Genomic DNA, 20,357 nt, shown 5'->3' on the forward strand with positions numbered 1-20,357 from the left:
TTTATAAACTTTACCCTCAATTTGCTGTTTTATAGTGAGTTTGCTTATTGCCGCTATCGGATATTTAATCGGAACACTGATACAAGCAAAACTAGAATTAATATCGAGCTTTTCTTAACAGTTTTTCAATCTCTTTGTAGCCAAGCTTTTCTGCATGCTCAAGTGGTGTGACACCATCTCTATCAGCAAGGTTTGGATTAGCTCCATGCTCTAACAAAATACGCACAGTTTCTTGCTGTTTTTTACCGCCATCGCCTAAGATGATTGCTTCTAATAATGCCGTCCAACCTAGGTTATTAATATGATTCACATCACTATTTGTTTCTGTTAATAAAAATTCCACAACATCCACATAGCCGTGCTCAGAAGCTGGAATTAAAGCAATACCACCATAGCGATTTGTAATTTTAGGATCTGCACCAGCTTTTGAAGTTAACTTTAAAATGTCCAAGTAACCTTCTGCTCCTGCATATAAAAATGGCGAGTTTTGCATATCATCTTGAATATTTACATCGGCTCCTGCTTCAATTAGAAATTTCGCCGATTTCACGTCGTTATTATACGTCGCAATCATAAGCGCTGTGCGTCCTTTGCTATCTTGTGTGTTTATATTTTGTTCAGATTTCAGCGCTTTTTTTACAGCATTGCTATCTTGCTTTTCAACTGCTTCAAATAATGACATCTGTACCCCTACTTTCTTAACTGTCACATAACCTACAAATGCTAAACCTAATGATACGGCTGCAAAAATTGCTTTATTTCGCATTCCCATATGATTTCACCATTCCTCTTTGTGAAACTACTTTTCCAAATTAGTATGCCAAACCGACACGTGAGTGTTTAAATTCATTTTGGAATAATTCCTGATAAACGAAGTGAGCTGTGTCGCCTACTGTAATTTTCTCACCGTTTAGTGGTAACCTATTTCTTTCTGTACGATATATACCAATAGCTGGGCCATCAGGTAAATAAGTTGGACAAGCAATTGTCCAATCTAAATCCGACGCTTCTAATGCACGGAATGCTTTCGCATGTTCCTCTGCCGCAAAAGTAAGCCTTCGTTTGGATTCAGATGATTGGAAGCGTAGTTTTTCTCTTTCAGTGCGGCTGTCTAAAATACCGGCTGTACCGATTGTGACGATTCTTTTTACATTTAGTTGCTCCATCGCCCTAATAATATTTGGGACGCCTTGCGATAATGTTGTAGTTTTGTCAGTACCAATTGCACTTATTACTGCATCTGCCTGCTCCATAGCTTGGACCGTATCTTCAAAATTTTTAACATCCCCCTTAATCTTTTGGAGATTTGGATGTGATGGCAATTTTACTAGTGAACGTACGAGTACCTTAACTTCATGCCCTTCAGCTAAGGCACGTTGTAATACTTCATTTCCTACGCGTCCGGTTGCACCGAAGATTGTGATTTTCATTTTGGAATGCTCCTTTATTGTTCTAGTAATTGGTGATTTATGAAGTGGTTTATATATTTTCTTATCGTCTTCTTTATAGTTTAGCATTGTTTGTTTTGTTCGAAATAACAGAATGCTCTACGTAAAGGGGAATTTTATTTGTGTAAATTAGACAGGGGATTTAAGGATTAGTAAACTATTTTCAACAATATATAGGAGGTCTTACATGCATATTTTAGATAGTTATATTAAAGCTACAAATACGCACGATTTTAAACATTTTTTCTCAGATCAGACTTGCACAGGTCACGAAGAAATCCAAAATACTTTGAAACTGCTTGGTCAATAGTAAAGAATGAGAATTACGAAGCACATGATGTTGAATGGTTAGATCAAAAAGAGAGCTCTGCAACTTGTATTTATACATATTTCTATAAGGGATATATTTATAACGAATATATCTGTGGCAAAGGAAGAGCTACTAATATTTTTGTGAAAGAGTCGGATACATGGCTACTCATTCATGAGCATTTAAGCCCTATATCAAAGTAATCTTGATAAGAAAATAAATACCCCAATATTTAGATCGAGGTATTTATTTTCGATTTCATTTTTATTTTTTCAAATCTTTCTTTAAATAGTAATGCTCATAATCCCTGCCCACATTATCAATGCTACCAAATACCTCATAGCCATGCTTTTCATAAAAGCCTAATGCCTGAAAGCTTAGTGTATCTACTTTGATAAAATCACAATCTGTTTCTATTGCAATCTTTTCTATTTCTAATAGAAGTTTTGTACCGTATCCATATTCACGTAAATCTTCATCAATGATTAATGAATGTATTTCTAACCAATTCCAACACACTTGACCTATAATGCCACCTCGAACGTTGCCGTGTTCATCTTTAAGAAAAATACTAATCTCTTGATACCTGCCTCTTAAATCTACTGGGAAGTGAGCCAGATTATATTTATATAGCTGGTCATTTATGTAATCGTGACTACTTTTATTTTTTTCTTTAATAATTTGTATCTCCATATATACAATTCCTCCTTTTTCGGTTTCATATACTTGTTCTTGATAGACCGGCAAATACCTGCTTTAATTTACTTATAAAAATTTCATTTTATTAAGCTATTATTTGTATAAGATTTATTTCAAACTCTTAAAAGCCAAATCAACTACAAAAGAATTAGCCATTGAGCGCCGATAAAACACGGTAACTAAATGGCTAATTTATCACAGTTAATATTTCCTCATTATTTTCCCTTCATTTTTTTATAAATATCTAAATTTGCGCTAAGGACGTTAACTTTATCCTCTCCCCAAATATTAAATGTGCGACTATCAGTATTTGCTTTTACAATGTCATTCACTTCGTCTTCAGAGAGACCGCTTGCTTGTGCTACACGTTTTATTTGAACTTCTGCAGATTTTACACTGATATGTGGGTCAAGGCCCGATCCAGATGCCGTAACTAAATCAGCTGGAATTTGTTCACGTTGTACCCCTGGGTTCGCTTTTAGAAATGTTTCAATATCTGCTTCCATTCGTTTTTTTAGCTCAGGATTAGACGGTGCATAGTTAAAGGTACCTGAACTGACGCCATTATAATTTGTCTCCCCCTTAACATTTGGTACAAGATCTTCTTTTGTATAAACATTGTAATTGATAGCTGAAACACGCCCCCCAAAAAATTCGGGTGAAGTAAAAGCCTGCCCCAATTTATCCGAGCCTACCATTTTGCCATCCATCTCAATTAAACTACCGTTTGCCTCATGATTGAATAACACTTGTGCCACCCCAGTGACGGCGAATGGATAAAGTAAGCCACATAATACAAACATTAATAAAGTAATCTTCAGCGCTTGTTTAGAATCGCTAAAAAATGCTCTCATGTTATCCCTCCTATAAACCCATTAAATTCAATATTGGTCCGCTCATTAAATCGATTAGTTTAATACCTATAAAGGGTGCGATAATGCCGCCAAGCCCATAAACTAGCAAGTTTCTTCTTAATAATTTCGATGCACTCATTGGCTCATACTTCACTCCCCTCATTGCTATTGGGATTAAGAGAGGTATGATAACAGCATTAAAAATTAGTGCTGAAATGATGGCACTTGTTGGTGAATTTAACTGCATAATATTTAGAGCACTCATTTCAGGAACTGCAACCATTAGCATAGCAGGTATGATAGCGAAGTATTTTGCTACGTCATTTGCAATACTGAACGTCGTTAATGCACCTCTAGTCATGAGTAATTGCTTCCCTATTTCTACAACTTCAATAATTTTCGTAGGATTAGAATCTAGATCAACCATATTTGCTGCTTCTTTCGCAGCGTTCGTTCCAGAGTTCATAGCTAACCCCACATTCGCTTGCGCCAAAGCAGGTGCATCATTCGTGCCATCACCTGTCATAGCGACAATCTTCCCTTGAGATTGTTCATCCTTAATCACCTTGATTTTATCTTCAGGTTTGCTTTCGGCGATAAAGCTATCCACTCCTGATTCTTTTGCTATTGTAGCTGCAGTGAGTGGATTGTCACCTGTACACATGATGGTTTTAATCCCCATTGAACGAAGTTTTTCAAAACGCTCTTTTAAACCAGGCTTTACGATATCTTTGAGATATATAACACCAAGAATCTTTTCATTCTTCATTACTACTAATGGTGTACCACCTAAAGATGATACTTGATGAACTAGACTTTCTAAATCCTTCGGTACTTCATAACCAGCATTTACACTCTTATTTTTTATCGAATCATAAGCGCCTTTACGTATTTTCGTTCCATCCTTCATATCTAGACCACTCATACGAGTATATGCTGAAAATGCAATATGTTCGCTCGTATCAATGACCATCTTTTCATCTGCACTATCCACATCTAATTGACATGCAAGAGCTAAAATGGATTTCCCTTCAGGCGTATCATCTGTCAATGAACTTAACCATGCCGCACGTATTAATTCTTTCTTTCCAACACCTTGAATAGGTAAAAATTCGGAAGCAAAACGATTTCCATAAGTGATAGTACCTGTTTTATCTAAAATCAATGTATCCACGTCACCGCATGATTCCACAGCTTTCCCTGACATAGCAATCACATTGAACTGTGTTACACGATCCATGCCTGCGATTCCAATTGCTGATAACAACCCTCCAATTGTGGTTGGGATTAAACAGACGATTAAAGCAACAAGTGTGGCGATCGGAATATGCACTTGTAGATAAGTAGTCATAGGATAAAGTGTAACAACAACAAGTAAAAAGATAATCGTTAAACTGACTAATAACGTATTTAGGGCAATTTCATTCGGTGTTTTTTTTCGACTAGCCCCTTCAATAAGAGCAATCATTTTATCTAAGAATGATTCCCCAGGAAGTGAGGTGATTTCGACTTTCAGCCAATCACTCGTCACCGTTGTTCCACCTGTAACTGATGAAAAGTCTCCTCCTCGTTCTTTCACAACCGGCGCTGATTCGCCAGTGATTGCAGATTCATCAACTGTTGCAATTCCATCAATTACTTCCCCATCATTTGGGATAACTTCTCCTGCCTGAACTAAGACAATATCACCTTTCTTAAGTTCATCGGCTTGTTTTTTGACCTGCGTTCCATCAGTAAGTAAAACGCAAGCCTCTGTCACTGTTTTTGTTTTCTTAAGTGACTGAACTTGCGCTTTTCCACGCCCTTCTGCAATGGATTCAGCGAAATTCGCAAATAAGATTGTAATAAACAAGATGAAAGCTACTATCGCATTATAAAGGCGGGCCGATTCTTCTGTGACATCACCCATCATATTCGGGAAAATTGTTAATAAAATAACAAAAACAAAACCTACTTCAACTACGAACATGACTGGATTTTTTATCATATATAAAGGATTTAATTTTTTGAATGCGCCTAAAATTGAGCTCTTCATAATATCACGAGTTATAAAACTCTTTTTCGTTACGGTTTCCATTTATGTCTCTCCTCATTAAGAACGTATTTGTAAATGTTCTGTAATTGGGCCTAATGCTAAGGCTGGCAGGAAGGTCAATGCACCAATCATCAAGACAATAGCAATAAGCAAGAATGTGAACATCGGATTGTCGGTTTTCAATGTCCCCACCGAATCACTGTGCCATAACTTTTTCGCTAGAAGCGATGCAATGGCTAGTTGAATAATGATAGATAAATAGCGTCCAAAGAACATAGCAAAGCCAGTGGTCATGTTCCAAAATGGCGAGTTATCAGCTAAACCTTCAAACCCTGAACCATTATTTGCTGAGGATGAAGCATATTCATATAAAACCTGAGATAATCCATGTGCTCCCGGATTTGTGATTCCTGCGATTCCAGCAGTCGTCGCTACAGCAAGAGCTGAGAATAACAATATAAGAGCAGGGTGGATTAAAATGCATAGTGCGATTAATTTCATTTCTTTCTCTTCAATTTTTTTGCCCAAAAATTGTGGAGTACGTCCGATCATTAAACACGCGATGAAAATAGTTAACATGACATACATCATCATGTTCATTAATCCAACACCTTTACCCCCAAACACGACATTCAGCATCATATTAAACATTGGTACCATACCACCAAGCGGCGTTAAAGAATCATGCATATTATTTATTGAGCCTGTCGTAAAGGCCGTCGTTACCACTGTAAACAACACAGATTGGGGGATACCAAAGCGCATTTCCTTCCCTTCCATACTACCTATATCTTGAGAGATAGCTAGATTATTAATTATGGGGTTACCTGCACTTTCTGCTATGTAACAAGTAACTAAGCCAATGAGGAGAAGAATGCTCATTGCTGCAAAAATAACCAAGCCTTGTTTGCCAAATAGCGTTTTCTTACGTCGGTTTGCTACCATTAAACCGAATGTCACAACACATGCACCAGGTAATAACATCATAGATAGCATCTCCACAATGTTTGAAATGACTGTTGGATTTTCAAATGGGGTGGTTGAATTAGCTCCGTTAAAACCACCACCATTTGTACCGATGTGTTTAATCGATTCAAGGGATGCAATAGGACCAAGTGCAATATCCTGCATTTTCCCTTCTATTGTCTGAACTGTCTCGTTACCCTTTAAAGTTTGTGGCGAACCTTGGGCTACTAAAATTAACGCCACTATAAATGAAAGAGGTATTAATAAGCGTGTTATCACACGTACAAAATCCACAAAGAAGTTTCCGATTGTATCCGATTTTGCTACCAATCTACGACAGAATGCCATGCATGCAACATAACCTGTCGCAGCCGATGTGAACATCATGAATGTGATGACAAGCATCTGAGCCAAATAGCTTAACCCGGATTCTCCGCTATAGTGTTGCAAATTTGTGTTTGTCATAAATGAAATAATCGTATTGAATGACAACGTGGCTTCCATGTTATCGATATTATTTGGATTAAGAAATAAAGTCGACTGAATCCGTAATATGAAATAGCCGATGAATACCATAATTGCATTTGATAGAATGAGCGCTATTACATATTGTTTACCGGTCATATCAACTTGCTTGATGCCACAAAATTTATAGATAATGTTATCCACCCGATCCATTACCGGATCAAGCCATGTCTTTTGCTGCATCGTCACTTGATACAAATAATGACCTGCTACAATGACAAGCGGTAAATAAATGACTAGCACTAAGGCAATTTGCCACATATTTATTTCCCCCTATAGGTTTATTAATAGTTTTCTGGATAGAGCAATGCGTAAGCTAAATAGCCAAACAACGAAACAATAATGATGCCTATTAAAATCCACATAATTGCCCCCCCTAATTATCTACTTGCTTGTAACACCAAGCCGTTAGCCCATAGAGACTAGCAAAACTTAGGATTAATGCAATGACCATATATAAATCCACCAAGTCAATCACTCCTTCTATTGATTTCATGGATAATCATAATGCAGTTAAAATTAATGTAGTGTTAGAAAAAGAGCTAATTGTATTAAAATGGCATTAAGATTCAATCTTAATACTGTCTTAATGCTAGTTGGGGCTATAATAAGAAGGAGGTGAAGATTGATGGAATACATGCGCCCTAATCCCGATGCTATTTTAGCTAAGGTAAAAAGACAGGAATCAAAGGAAGCATCGGGGAGCCTGAAGATATTTCTTGGGTATGCAGCTGGAGTAGGTAAAACGTATTCAATGCTCGATACTGCCCATCAAGCAGAAAAGCTAGGTTTGGATGTAGTTGTCGGCTATGTTGAACCACATCCCCGACCAGAAACAGCTGCTTTGCTCGACGGACTTGAGATTATTCCTACTAAAAAAATTGACTATAAAGGAAAGTCATTTGAAGAACTGGATATAGATGCAGTGCTTGAACGTAAACCTGATCTTGTACTGATTGATGAACTAGCGCATACAAACGTTCCAACAATGCGCCATTTAAAACGATTCGGTGATGTTCAAGAATTATTAGCAAAAGGAATTCATGTTTATACAACTGTTAATATCCAACATATTGAGAGTCTCCATGATTTGGTTGAAGAAATTACGGGTGTAAAAGTAAATGAACGTATTCCAGATTATCTGATTGATAATGCTACACAAATTAAACTCGTAGATATTGAGCCTGATGATCTAATTCAAAGATTAAAAGAAGGCAAAATTTATCACACTCAACAGGCTGAAAAAGCAATGCAACATTTTTTTCAAAAAGCTAACTTAATAGCACTCCGTGAAATAGCTTTGCGTAGGACTGCCGATACAATTGATTATCAGAAAACGCAGGAGAGCTGTTCACTGTTCCATACCTCTCAAATTGAGGAACATATTTTAGTAGGTATCAGCAGTTCACCTACAAATGCAAAAGTAATCCGAACTGCAGCGAGACTTGCTCAAGCCTTACACGGAAAATTCACTGCACTTTATGTACATAACAAAGATATGAAGGATGAAAACGAGGTTAATTTAGAGAGGTTACAGCAGCATATTAAACTAACGGAGCAACTTGGAGGTCATATAGTGACTGTACAAGAAGATGATGTTGCTGCAGCGCTAGCCAATTATGCTCAAATGAGTGGTGTTACAAAACTCGTTATCGGTAGAACAACTACAAAAAAACAATGGTGGAAACCTAATTCTAAAATCGGAGACCGGCTCAACGAATTTGTACCTAATTTAGCCATGTATATCGTACCTGACCAAGAAAACGAAGCAATGCGTTTCCCAGAGGTACGATCACAACTAAAATTTAATTGGTATGACTTACTGAAAATGCTATTCGTTTTTAGCTTGGCCTCCTTAATTGGTTTGTTCTTTGCAAGAATAGGCGTAAGTGAAGCCAATATCATAACAATATACATTTTAGGCGTGTTAATACTTGCCATTTGGTCAACGAGCTGGGTATTTAGCATAATTAGTTCATTGATGGCCGTTCTTATTTTCAATTTCATTTTCACTGAACCAAGGTTCTCATTTGAAGCATACAACAGAGATTATCCCATGACATTTTTCATCATGTTCATCTCTGGGATAATCACAAGTAGTTTGACTAGGAAAGTAAAAAATCAAGCACTCGGTGCTGTACAGAAGTCTTACCGAATGGAGGTTTTGCTTGAAACTAACCGTAAGCTACAACAAGCAAAATCGTTAGAAGAAATTGTTACAGAAGGTATGTCACAGATTGTTAAGCTTGTTGAAAAGCCAGCTATGTTTTTTGAGATGCACAATCAACAGATTATGAACACATCATTTTTCCCAACCGATGTGATGACTAATTCGAAAAATACAGAGTTAGAAAATCTATTTAATAATAGAAACGAGCGTGCTGTGGTGGCATGGGTTTCCAATAATAAGCAGGTAGCTGGTGTATCTACTGATACGTTTCCTGGAGCAAGTTCTTATTATTTACCAGTTCTTTCTGGTGATGACGTCAAAGGAGTAATTGGTATTATGTTGTCGAAAGAAACACCACTACCTGCCTTTGAACGACATATTCTGCATGCGATTATGAATGATTTTTCGTTTGCTATTGATAAATGGTACTTACAGAAATCCAATGAGCAAGTTACACGTGAAGCTGAACTTGAGCAAATGCGAGCAAACTTTTTACGTGCCATCTCCCATGATTTAAGGACGCCACTTACGAGTATTTCAGGTAATGCCGATATATTATTGACCAAAAGTGGCCAAATTGACGATATGCAAAAAAAACAGCTATACCAAGATATTTATAGCAACTCAAAATGGCTTGTACAAATGGTGGAGAATTTGCTTGCTGTTTCGAAGCTAGATGATGGGCAACTTGCGATTGAAATGCGACCGGAACTCGTTGAAGAAATTATACAAGAGGCGCTCATGCATGTAGTTCGTAATGAACATACGCATCAAATTCATTGTCATATCGAGCCAGACTTGTTATTCGCTGTGATGGATGCACGACTTATCATTCAAGTGATTATTAATATTATTGAAAATGCACTGACATATACTCCAGCAGGAAGTGAGATTATCTTATCTGCAAAGGAGCAGGGAGATTATGTGCATATAAGTATTAGCGATAATGGACCTGGCATTGATGATGCTCTAAAAACACGACTATTTGAACCTTTTACAATAGGAAAAAATTATCGTAGTGATAGCCGACGAGGTCTAGGGCTCGGCTTAGCACTATGCCAAACCATCCTAAGAGTACACGATAGTAAATTAACTGTTTCAGACAATAAACCAAAAGGTACCGTTTTTAGTTTTGTACTTCAAAAAGGAGTTGTCAATGTCAATGAATAACCGAATTTTTGTTATAGAAGATGATAAAGCTATTGGAAATTTGATTAAAATGACATTGAGTACGCAAGGCTATGAATACGATATTGCTATTGATGGTAAATCAGCATTGCAAAAGGTGCTTTCAATGCCACCAGATGTTATTATTCTTGATCTTGGCCTACCAGATATGGATGGTATTGAAGTGATTAATAAAATTCGTGGATGGTCCCAAACTCCAATTATTATTGTCAGCGCAAGGGGCGAGGAGCATGATAAAATTCACGCTCTCGATGCAGGGGCAGATGATTATGTGACGAAACCATTTAGCGTAGATGAACTACTGGCTCGAATTCGGGTAGCTCTTAGGAGAGTAAAAAAAGACAGTCTTCTAGATATGGAACTTCCCATGTTTACTAATGGTAATTTAAAAATTGACTATTTAGCGAACACCGTATTTATTCGTGGAGAAGAAGTACATCTTACACCAATTGAGTACAAATTATTGGTCGTATTGGCCAAACATGTTGGAAAAGTATTGACGCACAATTTTCTGTTGAAAGAAGTTTGGCAACAAGTATTACCATCTGATGTACCCAGTTTGCGGGTTTTCATGGCAACTTTACGTAAGAAAATTGAAGAGAACCCTGCAAACCCAAAGTATATTCAAACTCATGTACGGGTCGGATACCGAATGCTTCGTTATGAGGAAGAATAATGTAGAGAAAACATTTAATCTATAGGTAGAGCTTTAGCATCTAATACATTAAAAAGGCTATCTAATTAAGCAATTCCACTTAATCAGATAGCCTTTCACTCCCTATAAAACTCAATCCCTAACTCCCCTTATTGCGCCCTTCAGGGAACAAGACCTCCTCAAGTTCATCATCATCCGAAGACTCCGATAACTCAACACCGGAACGATACGCAGCACGAGTGATCAAATGTCCTGCTACAGGAGCTGTTAAAAACACAAATACAATACCAAGTATTAAACGAACACTTATATAGCCTTCATGCGCCCAAAAGTATAAGAACGCACCAAGAAGCGATAGTAGTACAGCTAATGTTGAACTCTTCGTGGCTGCATGTGAACGAGTATACACATCTGGCAAGCGAAGCAAACCAAATGCGCTAATTAAACTCATCAGACTACCACCTAAGATCAATAACACACCTGCCCACTCAATGATCGGATTTACGTTCAACTATAGTGCCCCTCTCTAGATATTTTGAAAATGCAATCGTCCCAATGAACGACAGAATCCCCAAAATCAAAATAACCTCTAGAAACGCCTTCGTCTTCAATACAATTGAAATAATCGCTATCATCGAAAGCAAATTAACACCAATCATATCAAGACCTACTACGCGATCTGGCATTGAAGGACCACGTAAAACTCTGTAAAACGCAACCATAATCGTCAATGCAAATAATGTTAGTGAAATGATTAATATCGTCTCTTTCATCAACGTGTCACCTCCATAATTGCTTTCTCAAAGTTACCAATTGAGCGTAGTACATCTGCCTTTGACTTCTCCAAATCCATCGCATGAATGTAGAAAAGATCCCCTTCTGGCGATATTTCCATCACAACCGAACCAGGTGTTAGCGTTAATAAAATTGAAAGAGTTGTGATTTCCAAATCACCATTTAAGGCTGTTTTATATGTGAAAATCCCAGGTTTTATCTTCAACTTCGGACTACAAATCTGCTTCAAAACAAGCTCGCTAGATAATAATAGTTCCCATATAAAAAGAAACAGCAATTTAATGAGTGCAAACAATCTTTTTAAGTAAAATTGAGTTCCAAAAAAGCGATGCATCAAATACAATATTCCGATCCCAACAACAAATCCCGTCATAAATGTAGAGAAATAAGGGGCATCTTCATCTTTCAATAACATCCATAGCACCGCGATAAATATATTCAATAAAAACTGTGCGGGCATCACGTCTCACCTCTTTCCTTCTTATTTTTCGCCGAGCACTGCATCAATATAAATTGATGGGTTAGCTAAAGTATTTGCCGCATCACTTACATAACTGGACAACCCCTCTGCTCCAAATCCTAGTGCAATCGTACAAATTGCAAACAATACAATTGGAGTAAGCATTCTTTTCGGCAAAGGCGTTTCATCTTCAATACTTATAATTGTTTCGCCAAAAATAGCATTTAAGAAAATACGCAATAATGAATACAACACCACAACACTCGATATAAATGCCAGTGCTAATAATACGTAAGAACCTGTCTCAATCAGTCCTTGTCCAATAAGTACCTTTCCTACAAATCCGCTAAGAGGTGGAATCCCAGCAAGTGATACCATTACAACAAAGAACATCCAACCAAAGACAGGATAATTTCTTATCAAACCACTCATCCTGTCAAAGCGCTTCTCGCCAGTTAAGTAAATCATCGTACCAGCAAGTAAGAACAGCATAGCCTTCGCTATCATATCGTGCATTAAATAATATATAGCCCCTTCAAAGGCCGCTTCTGTCGCAACGCTAAGCCCAATTAATACAAAACCCACAGCAATCACAACATTATACGCAACAATTTGACGTATATCTTTATACGCTAAAGCTCCTAAGCAACCAGCAATGATCGTTACCGCTGCCATACCTTTTATGAGCATATGCGTCACTTCCGGCTGATGTATGAAAATAAGTGTGAACATACGGAACAAGGCATAAATCCCAACCTTAGTTAGAAGAGCTCCAAACAAAGCTGCTACAGCAGTAGGAGGCACACTATATGAACCTGGTAACCAGAAAAATAAAAGTAGACCAGCTTTTAATGCGAAGACAACTAGAAAAAGTAACGCGATTGTCGTCAAAATAGGATCTTGCCCAGCTTCAGCAACCCGCTCTGCTAAATGCGCCATATTTAATGTTCCTAATGTGCCGTATAAATAAGCAAGTGCTACTAAGAAAAACCATGAAGCCAATACATTTATTAGTACATATTTCAATGACTCACGTAGCTGTGCCTTTTCCCCACCAAGCGTAATAAGCACATACGATGCCAACAACATCACTTCAAAACAAACAAATAAGTTAAAAATATCTCCTGTTAAAAACGAACCATTGACACCCGCAACTAGCAATAGCACGAACGGATAAAAAAACATATTTTCTCGCTTCTCACCTATAGATGAAAACGCATAAAGCAAACAAATGGCTGTCACAATACTCGTTGTTAATACAAGTAACACAGCAAATGAATCTGCAACAAACAAAATACCGAACGGTGGCTTCCAACCACCAAAATCAAGTCGCATAATACCCGTCTCTTGAATTCTTCCAAGTATTATCATACTCACAACAGCAATTGCTACCATCGTCAACAGACTAATCATACGTTGTGCCTTTACATACGGACGTAAAAACACAAGCGCGATACCAAGCATAATTGGCAAAATTAAAGGAAGTACTACAATGTTATTCATTCTCTGGTCCTCGCAATCCTTCCAAGTCATCTGTTCCATTGGATTGATATGTGCGATAAGCTAGTACCAAAACAAAAGCTGTCACAGCAAAGCTAATAACAATTGCTGTCAAAATTAATGCCTGTGGCAGAGCATCTGTATACGGAGCTTCAGCTTCTTTCAAAAGCGGTACATTGCCCTTCTTTACGCCAGCAATTGTTAATATTAATAAATGCACTGCATGCGATAATACAGCAGTTCCTAAAATCACTCGGATTAAATTTTTCGAGAGGATTAAATACGTAGCGACTGCTATTAGCACACCGATTAATAAAATCATTAATGTTTCCATCGACTACTCATCCTCACTTATGCTTAAAATTATGGTCACAACGACACCAATAACTGTCATTGCCACACCGGCTTCAAATAATACAACAGAGGCTAATTCCGTTTCACCAAAGATCGGTAAATTCAATTTCATAGCAGCCTGTGTCATAAAATCTTTGCCGAAAATGACTGAGGCAAAGCCCGTCCCTGTAGCTATCAACACGCCAAGTGCCGCAACTAATTTAAAATCAAATGGCATGCCTTTATGCACTGTCTCAATATCTGAAGTTAAGTACATTAATACAATTGCAGATGCAAGTACTAGCCCTCCGATAAAACCTCCACCTGGAGAATAATGCCCTGAGAAGAATAGATAAACGGACAATGTCAAAATGATAAAGACGACAATTTTTGTTACCGTCCGTAAAATTACATCATTAATTTTCATTGTCTGTATCCTCCTTTCTCTCCTTCAGTTTAATCAGTGTATAAACACCTAAGCCGGCAATAAAGAGAACAACCACTTCAAGCATCGTATCAAAACCACGGAAATCACCTAAGATCGTATTAACGATATTGGCTCCACCGGCTAGCTCGTATGCATTCTCAAAATACGAAGAAATTGAATCAAATTCATCATAGTACATAACTGCAAATGACATCACAACAACAAGCGCGCCTACTGCACCAGCGACTACTGCATTACTTATCTTCACTGATCTTGGAGAATCTTCTCTTTTCCATTCTGGTAAGAATGAAAAGCAAAGTAAAAATAACACTGTCGTCACGGACTCCACAATAAGCTGTGTCAAAGCAAGATCTGGTGCTCGGAAAATTACGAAGAAAATGGATACACCGAAGCCAATAACCCCGTTTAATAAAGTAGCCGTTAATCGTGACTTCACAAAAAGCATAGATATACCAGCTAACAACATCACAACGATTAACATCAACTCATAAATCTCAACCGGAGCATCATTTGCACTACTATACGCAAATCCACCACTAAATAAGAAATAACCACCAACCGCTACAATGAAAAACAAATAGATATAAAGGACATATTTCCTTAATGAACCCGTCATATAACTAGTTGTCACCTTATTTGAACCACTTTCAAGTCCCTCTAATAAATGTCTGAACAGCTCATTAAACGAAAAACGATATGGGAATAAACGATACAAAGGCTTCCACGTTTTTAATTTCCTGTACAACATTGCACCCACTATAACGACTCCTATCGTCATGAGTAATTCCGTATTAATACCATGCCAAGCATATATTTTAGGCGTCAGTACATCAGCAGGAGCAAATCCAGGATAAATACTTGCCATTGCAGGTTTCAAAATGTATTGACCAAGAACATTTGGGAAAATGAATATCCCTACTACAAGCACACATAAAATAATTGGAGAGACAAGCATTCCTATTGGTGCCTCGTGAATAGGTTTACCCTCACTTTTCTCATTAGGTTTACCGAAGAATGTTTTGAAGATGATGATCATGCAATATACAAAGGTGAAAATACTCGCTACCCATGCTACCACAGGGAATAAAATCCCTATGCTACTGATTGAAAAGATATCAAGCTCTCGCATATGAACCGCTGCCGCAAAGAACATTTCTTTACTTAAGAATCCATTAAATGGTGGCATTCCAGCCATCGAAAGACTGCCAATTACTGCGACCGTAAATGTTAGAGGCATTAATGACATCAATCCTCCAAGCCTTCGTACATCACGTGTCCCTAGCTCGTGATCCACTATTCCAACCATCATAAATAATGCACCTTTAAAGGTTGAATGGTTTACTAAATGGAAAAGTGCAGCAAAAGTTGCCTGTGTATAAATAATAGTAGAGTCTGAATAACCCAGCTTAAAGGCGACTGAACCCATACCAAACAAACTCATAATAAGTCCTAATTGACTGACTGTTGAAAATGCTAGTAATGCTTTCAAATCCGTTTGTTTCACCGCATTAAACGAACCCCAGAACATCGTCACAAGCCCAGCAACAGTCACAAGCCAAAACCAAATTGCATCTCCACCGAAAATAGGCGTTAACCGTGCTACTAAGTATATTCCAGCCTTCACCATCGTAGCTGAATGTAGATATGCACTAACGGGCGTTGGTGCTTCCATCGCATCTGGCAACCATATATGGAATGGGAACTGTGCAGACTTTGTAAATGCTCCAAACAATATTAATATCATTGCAGGAATAAACAGCTGATGATCCGTGAATTGACTTACATTACGTATGATTTCATGCACACTATATGAACCGGTCATCATATGCAACATAATAAAACCAACAAGCATCGAAACGCCGCCAGTAACCGTAATGAGCATCGCTTTTTGCGCACCAGCACGCGAAGCTTTACGATGATGCCAAAACGCAATTAGCAGGAATGAAGAAACACTTGTAAGCTCCCAAAAAGCGTACAACACCATCAAATTATCGGAAAATACGACGCCAAGCATAGCGCCCATAAAAAGGAGTAAATAGCAGTAAAAGTGTTGAAGGGATTCTTTAGCAGATAAATAGAAAATGGAATATAAAATAACTAAGCTACCTACACCAGTGATAAGAAGTCCAAAAATCATACTTAGACCATCTAAATATGTTGTAAAGTTTATATCTAAAGAAGGAATCCAGTTATACGTATGAGAATAAGTATGACCTTCCGCCACAAATGGGACTAATCGAACTAGCATTATAAAAATAATGACAGGTACAGCTAATACAAGCCAGCCTATATGTAGTTTTGTAAAACGCTTATATAGTATTGGAATAAGTATTGCCATCAAAAACGGTATTACAATTGCCAAATTTATTGTCAAAAGTCCAAACCTCCTTGTTGCAGTATTCTGAAATGATGTGAATTTAAATTTGAAATGGTTAACCGATGGCAAAAATACATACCATCATATCAAGAGGCCAGACTAGGGCTCTTATAGTGCTTTATTAATGAATTAATGCAGAATTAGAGGTAAAACAATACGTGGTATTACATCTATTTAATATCTATCAACGCAGATTATGGTGATAATATATTTAAAAGGATATAACGAGATTACCTGTAAATTATACAATATTTTCTCGGTCATTTCACTTTTATGCTACTCGAATCATAATAATAGACAACCTTAACACAATAAATAGTCATAAAATTGTTAATTTTTCTTCGTCAAATTAAAACAAAGTTGAATTTTAAATATTAATAAATCTGTATACTCACTTATCCAAGCGGTGGATCTTGTTTTATATTTTGCTAAACAAAAATCTTTACATATATGAGCACTTGACTATAAATGTGTGTACCATCATAATAAGTAGCCATACGGATACATACTAGGTATTCGTGATTTTTTTTGATGAAAAAGAGTCAACTCTAAAAGTGCTAAATAACCTAGTATTACTATATGAGTAAAGATACGTAGGATAAGTAATAAGACGATTATATTAAATATGCTGTTAAACAAAGATTTTCTGTATAAACTATTTGTGAAATCATTGCACTGACACAGTCTGGCATATATATACTTGCTTCAACTGATCATATAAAATTTAGACGCTTTCATATAAAGGAACAAAATACTAAACACGAGGTGTAAACTGCCGTGAAACATTTAAGAGGACGTATGGACGAGAGTATTTTAGTATGTGCATACTACGGAGCAAACGGAGAAAGATTGATTCGCAGAGGGCATAAAATGGCTAAGATGCTAGATTGTCCACTCTATATTCTAACGGTTGATCCGCAACCATTCGATAACTTCGATGCTGAGAAGGTTGAATATCTTAACAATTGGCAACAACTTTCAGAAGAGCTAGAGGTAGAGGAATTTATCATTCGCGACAACGAAAAAAAGCCAATACAAAATGTTATTGCAGAGGTTGCACACCAATACAACATTACACAAGTCGTTATCGGACAAACAGCACAAAGTCGCTGGGAAGAAATTACGAAAGGTTCGTTTATGAACTTGCTTCTTAAAACAATCTCATTTGTCGATCTACATGTTGTTTCTGTTGAACGTCACGTCCGTGATGAAGAAGATGCGATGTTCGAAAAAGGTGTTCGAGCATATTTACTAGAGCACGGTAACGATTTTAAGGTAAGTTTTACATGCTCAAAAAACATTTATTACGAGGGTATTTTCTTCAAAGAAATCGGTACTGATTTTGACAATGGTATCTTCAAATTTATGCATGATAACAAAATGCATGAAGTACATATTTCTGAAAATCATGTAACAGATTCAACCAAAATCCCAAGTAAATCTCGCCAATAATAAAAGCTGTCTAAATGGTTATTTAAATGACCCATTAGACAGCTTTTTCACTTTTAAATACCTTTAATTTTTTAAATTCCATTTACGATCTGTCGGTAATGCAAAAGCAACTAAAGCAAGTATTGGCAATACGGATATAACCACCATTGTTTTAAAAATCCCATAATGGTCCATCATAATACCAATAACTACTGCTCCGATCGCTCCCATTCCAAAAGCTAATCCAACCGTTAATCCTGCCATAGTGCCAATTTTACTTGGTACTAATTCTTGTGCGTAAACTACTGTCACAGAGAAACTTAGCATAATGAAAAATCCTATTAAAATAAGTAGCACAATAACACCCCACAATGGAACATAAGGCAATATTAAGGCAAGTGGCATCGGAACAAGCACCGATAATAAGATGATATTTTTACGCCCTAACTTGTCTGCCATCGGTCCCCCAAAGAATGTCCCAACTGCTCCTATTGCTAGGAATACAAAAATAATTAGCTGTCCTTTTTGTATTGTTAAACCATACTTATCCATCAAATGAAAGATATAAAAGCTTGTTATATTCGTCACATAAAAAGAACGAACAAATATAACCATCATTAATAAGCCAAGTGCTATTCCTATTTGCTTTTTCGTCATTTGTGGTAAAGAAGAAATAATCACTTTCTTCTTTTTAGATAAACGCTCTTCCTCTAACTGTTTTTTATACCATGCTGAAATTTTTGATAAAACTATAATACCTATAGCGGCAACAATTAGAAACCACGCTGCTCCTTTTTGACCAAATGGTACTAAAATAAAACCACTAATTAAAGGTGCTAGCGCTTGTCCTGAATTACCGCCAACTTGATATATAGACTGGGACAATCCACGTTTTGAACCTGCAGCCATAAAGGAAACACGTGAGCCTTCTGGGTGGAAAATAGCAGAACCAAATCCTAAAAATATTACTGAAACTAAGATCATCCAGTAATCTGCGGCAAAGGCTAAACCTGCCATACCAATAAATGAGCTAGTCATACCAAGTGGTAATGCATATGGTTTTTGCTTTTTATCGCTAAAATAACCAACAACCGGCTGTAAGACCGAAGCTACCATATTTAATGCGAATGCTATAAAACCAAGTTGAGTAAATGTTAAACCTCGCTCACTTTCTAATACAGGGAACATAGCTGGGATAACGGCTTGTAAAGTATCGTTGAATAAATGACAAAGCCCTATTGCAAACATTATCGGATACACTGGATTTCCTAATGAGTGCGTTTTATTTACTGTCATCTTCTTTCATTACACTTCCTTCTGTTTACGAAATAACCAATTTACTTATTATAACAATAATTACGCAAATGTTTTCATATTTATTGGGAATATCTATTGTTTTTAAAGGAAAGCTAACAGATATGAAGTGAAAAGGAGTTTGATTTACATGGACCATTTTTTTGAGATTAACTTTTGGGAAATGATGCTGAGAACAACCATATCATTTATAGTATTGCTCATATTGGCACGCTGGCTTGGGAAAAAGCAGCTAAGTCAGTTAACGTTTTTCCATTACATTACAGGCATTACAATTGGTTCGACAGCGGCAGAAATTGCTTCTCAAGAAGAAACACCTTTTATAGATGGCTTGATTTCTCTAGTATGGTGGACCGCTTTGACAATACTTATGAGTGTCCTCGCAATTAAGTTTCCAAAGGTAAGAGTAATTATCGATGATACACCTACAGTTATCATTAAACATGGCGAACTATCTGTACAAGCATTAAAATCCGCGAGGTTGCATATGGATGATGTCATGATGATGATGCGTGAACAATCCGTCTTCTCAATTCAGGATGTAGAATATGCTGTTTTAGAAACAAATGGACAACTGAGCATTTTGAAAAAAACACCTCAACAGAGTGCCACAAAACAAGATGTAAAAGCAGACGTCTCAACTCCTCCTCATATACCTATGGAAGTTATCGCTGATGGAAAAATTGTCTGGAGTACAATGGAGGAGCTAAATTTAACTGAAGATTGGTTAATACGTAAGCTTCGTAAAAAGGATATTGAAGATGTAAAAGATGTATTTTACGCCCAGGTCCAACCAAATGGCTCATTGTATATTACCGTGAGGGATAAGGATATTTAAAACCTTCTACA

19 protein-coding genes and 1 pseudogene are annotated in these 20,357 nt (G+C 37.0%); 5 read left to right on the forward strand and 15 right to left on the reverse strand.

The annotated features are described in order from the left end of the window. Window positions 1-97: 97 nt before the first annotated feature. Both AC3IS5_RS19655 and AC3IS5_RS19660 read right to left on the reverse strand, forming a co-directional pair. Window positions 98-772, reverse strand: coding sequence for an ankyrin repeat domain-containing protein (locus tag AC3IS5_RS19655; RefSeq protein WP_489425905.1), 675 nt, complete (start codon window positions 770-772; stop codon window positions 98-100). 40 nt (window positions 773-812) lie between these two features. Next, complete coding sequence (locus AC3IS5_RS19660) at window positions 813-1,430, reverse strand: NAD(P)-dependent oxidoreductase (RefSeq protein WP_489425906.1); 618 nt, start codon at window positions 1,428-1,430, stop codon at window positions 813-815. A gap of 205 nt (window positions 1,431-1,635) precedes the next feature. Between AC3IS5_RS19660 and AC3IS5_RS19665 the strand changes: the two are divergent. Beyond that, window positions 1,636-1,961: pseudogene (locus AC3IS5_RS19665) on the forward strand (YybH family protein). Between the two features lie 61 nt (window positions 1,962-2,022). On the opposite strand, the gene AC3IS5_RS19670 reads toward AC3IS5_RS19665, so the two are convergent. From AC3IS5_RS19670 to kdpF, 5 genes are all read right to left on the reverse strand, one after another. After that, complete coding sequence (locus tag AC3IS5_RS19670; RefSeq protein WP_489425907.1) at window positions 2,023-2,451, reverse strand: GNAT family N-acetyltransferase; 429 nt, start codon at window positions 2,449-2,451, stop codon at window positions 2,023-2,025. A gap of 221 nt (window positions 2,452-2,672) precedes the next feature. After that, window positions 2,673-3,311, reverse strand: coding sequence for a K(+)-transporting ATPase subunit C (gene kdpC / locus AC3IS5_RS19675; protein ID WP_489425908.1), 639 nt, complete (start codon window positions 3,309-3,311; stop codon window positions 2,673-2,675). Window positions 3,312-3,321: 10 nt separating this feature from the next. Next, entirely contained in the window at window positions 3,322-5,388 is a 2,067-nt protein-coding gene (gene kdpB, locus AC3IS5_RS19680) for a potassium-transporting ATPase subunit KdpB (RefSeq protein ID WP_489425909.1), read from the reverse strand. A gap of 15 nt (window positions 5,389-5,403) precedes the next feature. Continuing rightward, entirely contained in the window at window positions 5,404-7,098 is a 1,695-nt protein-coding gene (gene kdpA / locus AC3IS5_RS19685; RefSeq protein WP_489425910.1) for a potassium-transporting ATPase subunit KdpA, read from the reverse strand. Between the two features lie 23 nt (window positions 7,099-7,121). Beyond that, window positions 7,122-7,202, reverse strand: coding sequence for a K(+)-transporting ATPase subunit F (gene kdpF, locus AC3IS5_RS19690; RefSeq protein ID WP_489427944.1), 81 nt, complete (start codon window positions 7,200-7,202; stop codon window positions 7,122-7,124). Window positions 7,203-7,465: 263 nt separating this feature from the next. Here kdpF and AC3IS5_RS19695 point away from each other — a divergent pair, with 263 nt between their 5' ends. Beyond that, entirely contained in the window at window positions 7,466-10,177 is a 2,712-nt protein-coding gene (locus tag AC3IS5_RS19695; RefSeq protein ID WP_489425911.1) for an ATP-binding protein, read from the forward strand. Further along, window positions 10,170-10,871, forward strand: coding sequence for a response regulator transcription factor (locus tag AC3IS5_RS19700; protein ID WP_489425912.1), 702 nt, complete (start codon window positions 10,170-10,172; stop codon window positions 10,869-10,871). Before AC3IS5_RS19695 ends, AC3IS5_RS19700 begins: the two co-directional genes overlap by 8 nt. Before the next feature lie 118 nt (window positions 10,872-10,989). On the opposite strand, the gene AC3IS5_RS19705 is transcribed toward AC3IS5_RS19700, so the two are convergent. Genes AC3IS5_RS19705 through AC3IS5_RS19735 form a run of 7 tightly spaced genes read right to left on the reverse strand, consistent with a single transcriptional unit; the run spans window position 10,990 to window position 16,760 of the window. After that, window positions 10,990-11,361 carry a Na+/H+ antiporter subunit G gene (locus AC3IS5_RS19705; protein WP_053418227.1) on the reverse strand — a complete coding sequence of 124 codons (372 nt, stop codon included), beginning with the start codon at window positions 11,359-11,361 and terminating at the stop codon, window positions 10,990-10,992. Next, window positions 11,339-11,623 (reverse strand): Na(+)/H(+) antiporter subunit F1, encoded by a 285-nt coding sequence (locus tag AC3IS5_RS19710; protein ID WP_489427945.1) that lies wholly within the window; start codon window positions 11,621-11,623, stop codon window positions 11,339-11,341. Before AC3IS5_RS19710 ends, AC3IS5_RS19705 begins: the two co-directional genes overlap by 23 nt. Then, complete coding sequence (locus AC3IS5_RS19715) at window positions 11,623-12,105, reverse strand: Na+/H+ antiporter subunit E (RefSeq protein ID WP_038180789.1); 483 nt, start codon at window positions 12,103-12,105, stop codon at window positions 11,623-11,625. Before AC3IS5_RS19715 ends, AC3IS5_RS19710 begins: the two co-directional genes overlap by 1 nt. A 21-nt stretch (window positions 12,106-12,126) precedes the next feature. After that, a complete protein-coding gene (locus tag AC3IS5_RS19720; protein WP_489425913.1) occupies window positions 12,127-13,608 on the reverse strand; it encodes a Na+/H+ antiporter subunit D in 1,482 nt (493 codons plus the stop codon). After that, window positions 13,601-13,939 (reverse strand): Na(+)/H(+) antiporter subunit C, encoded by a 339-nt coding sequence (locus AC3IS5_RS19725; protein WP_340708080.1) that lies wholly within the window; start codon window positions 13,937-13,939, stop codon window positions 13,601-13,603. Before AC3IS5_RS19725 ends, AC3IS5_RS19720 begins: the two co-directional genes overlap by 8 nt. Window positions 13,940-13,942: 3 nt before the next feature. After that, on the reverse strand, window positions 13,943-14,365 hold the full coding sequence (locus AC3IS5_RS19730) for a Na(+)/H(+) antiporter subunit B (RefSeq protein ID WP_038180798.1): 423 nt from the start codon (window positions 14,363-14,365) through the stop codon (window positions 13,943-13,945). Continuing rightward, window positions 14,355-16,760, reverse strand: a complete 2,406-nt coding sequence (locus AC3IS5_RS19735; RefSeq protein ID WP_489425914.1) for a Na+/H+ antiporter subunit A — start codon at window positions 16,758-16,760, stop codon at window positions 14,355-14,357. Before AC3IS5_RS19735 ends, AC3IS5_RS19730 begins: the two co-directional genes overlap by 11 nt. Window positions 16,761-17,540: 780 nt before the next feature. Here AC3IS5_RS19735 and AC3IS5_RS19740 point away from each other — a divergent pair. Beyond that, window positions 17,541-18,215, forward strand: a complete 675-nt coding sequence (locus tag AC3IS5_RS19740; protein ID WP_489425915.1) for a histidine kinase — start codon at window positions 17,541-17,543, stop codon at window positions 18,213-18,215. Between the two features lie 63 nt (window positions 18,216-18,278). Here the strand turns inward: AC3IS5_RS19740 and AC3IS5_RS19745 are convergent, their stop codons facing one another. Next, window positions 18,279-19,490, reverse strand: coding sequence for an MFS transporter (locus AC3IS5_RS19745; protein ID WP_489425916.1), 1,212 nt, complete (start codon window positions 19,488-19,490; stop codon window positions 18,279-18,281). Between the two features lie 148 nt (window positions 19,491-19,638). Between AC3IS5_RS19745 and AC3IS5_RS19750 the strand changes: the two genes are divergently transcribed. After that, entirely contained in the window at window positions 19,639-20,346 is a 708-nt protein-coding gene (locus tag AC3IS5_RS19750) for a YetF domain-containing protein (protein WP_489425917.1), read from the forward strand. The last annotated feature ends 11 nt before the right edge of the window (window positions 20,347-20,357 follow it).

The sequence above is a fragment of the Viridibacillus sp. KH_047 genome, assembly GCF_057838945.1.

What these genes read in the sequence shown, in the direction of transcription:
- AC3IS5_RS19655 (WP_489425905.1), bottom strand. Translation starts at nt 772, where the DNA reads ATGGGAATGCGAAATAAAGCAATTTTTGCAGCCGTATCATTAGGTTTA.
- AC3IS5_RS19660 (WP_489425906.1), bottom strand. Translation starts at nt 1,430, where the DNA reads ATGAAAATCACAATCTTCGGTGCAACCGGACGCGTAGGAAATGAAGTA.
- AC3IS5_RS19670 (WP_489425907.1), bottom strand. Translation starts at nt 2,451, where the DNA reads ATGGAGATACAAATTATTAAAGAAAAAAATAAAAGTAGTCACGATTAC.
- kdpC (WP_489425908.1), bottom strand. Translation starts at nt 3,311, where the DNA reads ATGAGAGCATTTTTTAGCGATTCTAAACAAGCGCTGAAGATTACTTTA.
- kdpB (WP_489425909.1), bottom strand. Translation starts at nt 5,388, where the DNA reads ATGGAAACCGTAACGAAAAAGAGTTTTATAACTCGTGATATTATGAAG.
- kdpA (WP_489425910.1), bottom strand. Translation starts at nt 7,098, where the DNA reads ATGTGGCAAATTGCCTTAGTGCTAGTCATTTATTTACCGCTTGTCATT.
- kdpF (WP_489427944.1), bottom strand. Translation starts at nt 7,202, where the DNA reads ATGTGGATTTTAATAGGCATCATTATTGTTTCGTTGTTTGGCTATTTA.
- AC3IS5_RS19695 (WP_489425911.1), top strand. Translation starts at nt 7,466, where the DNA reads ATGGAATACATGCGCCCTAATCCCGATGCTATTTTAGCTAAGGTAAAA.
- AC3IS5_RS19700 (WP_489425912.1), top strand. Translation starts at nt 10,170, where the DNA reads ATGAATAACCGAATTTTTGTTATAGAAGATGATAAAGCTATTGGAAAT.
- AC3IS5_RS19710 (WP_489427945.1), bottom strand. Translation starts at nt 11,623, where the DNA reads ATGAAAGAGACGATATTAATCATTTCACTAACATTATTTGCATTGACG.
- AC3IS5_RS19715 (WP_038180789.1), bottom strand. Translation starts at nt 12,105, where the DNA reads ATGCCCGCACAGTTTTTATTGAATATATTTATCGCGGTGCTATGGATG.
- AC3IS5_RS19720 (WP_489425913.1), bottom strand. Translation starts at nt 13,608, where the DNA reads ATGAATAACATTGTAGTACTTCCTTTAATTTTGCCAATTATGCTTGGT.
- AC3IS5_RS19725 (WP_340708080.1), bottom strand. Translation starts at nt 13,939, where the DNA reads ATGGAAACATTAATGATTTTATTAATCGGTGTGCTAATAGCAGTCGCT.
- AC3IS5_RS19730 (WP_038180798.1), bottom strand. Translation starts at nt 14,365, where the DNA reads ATGAAAATTAATGATGTAATTTTACGGACGGTAACAAAAATTGTCGTC.
- AC3IS5_RS19745 (WP_489425916.1), bottom strand. Translation starts at nt 19,490, where the DNA reads ATGACAGTAAATAAAACGCACTCATTAGGAAATCCAGTGTATCCGATA.
- AC3IS5_RS19750 (WP_489425917.1), top strand. Translation starts at nt 19,639, where the DNA reads ATGGACCATTTTTTTGAGATTAACTTTTGGGAAATGATGCTGAGAACA.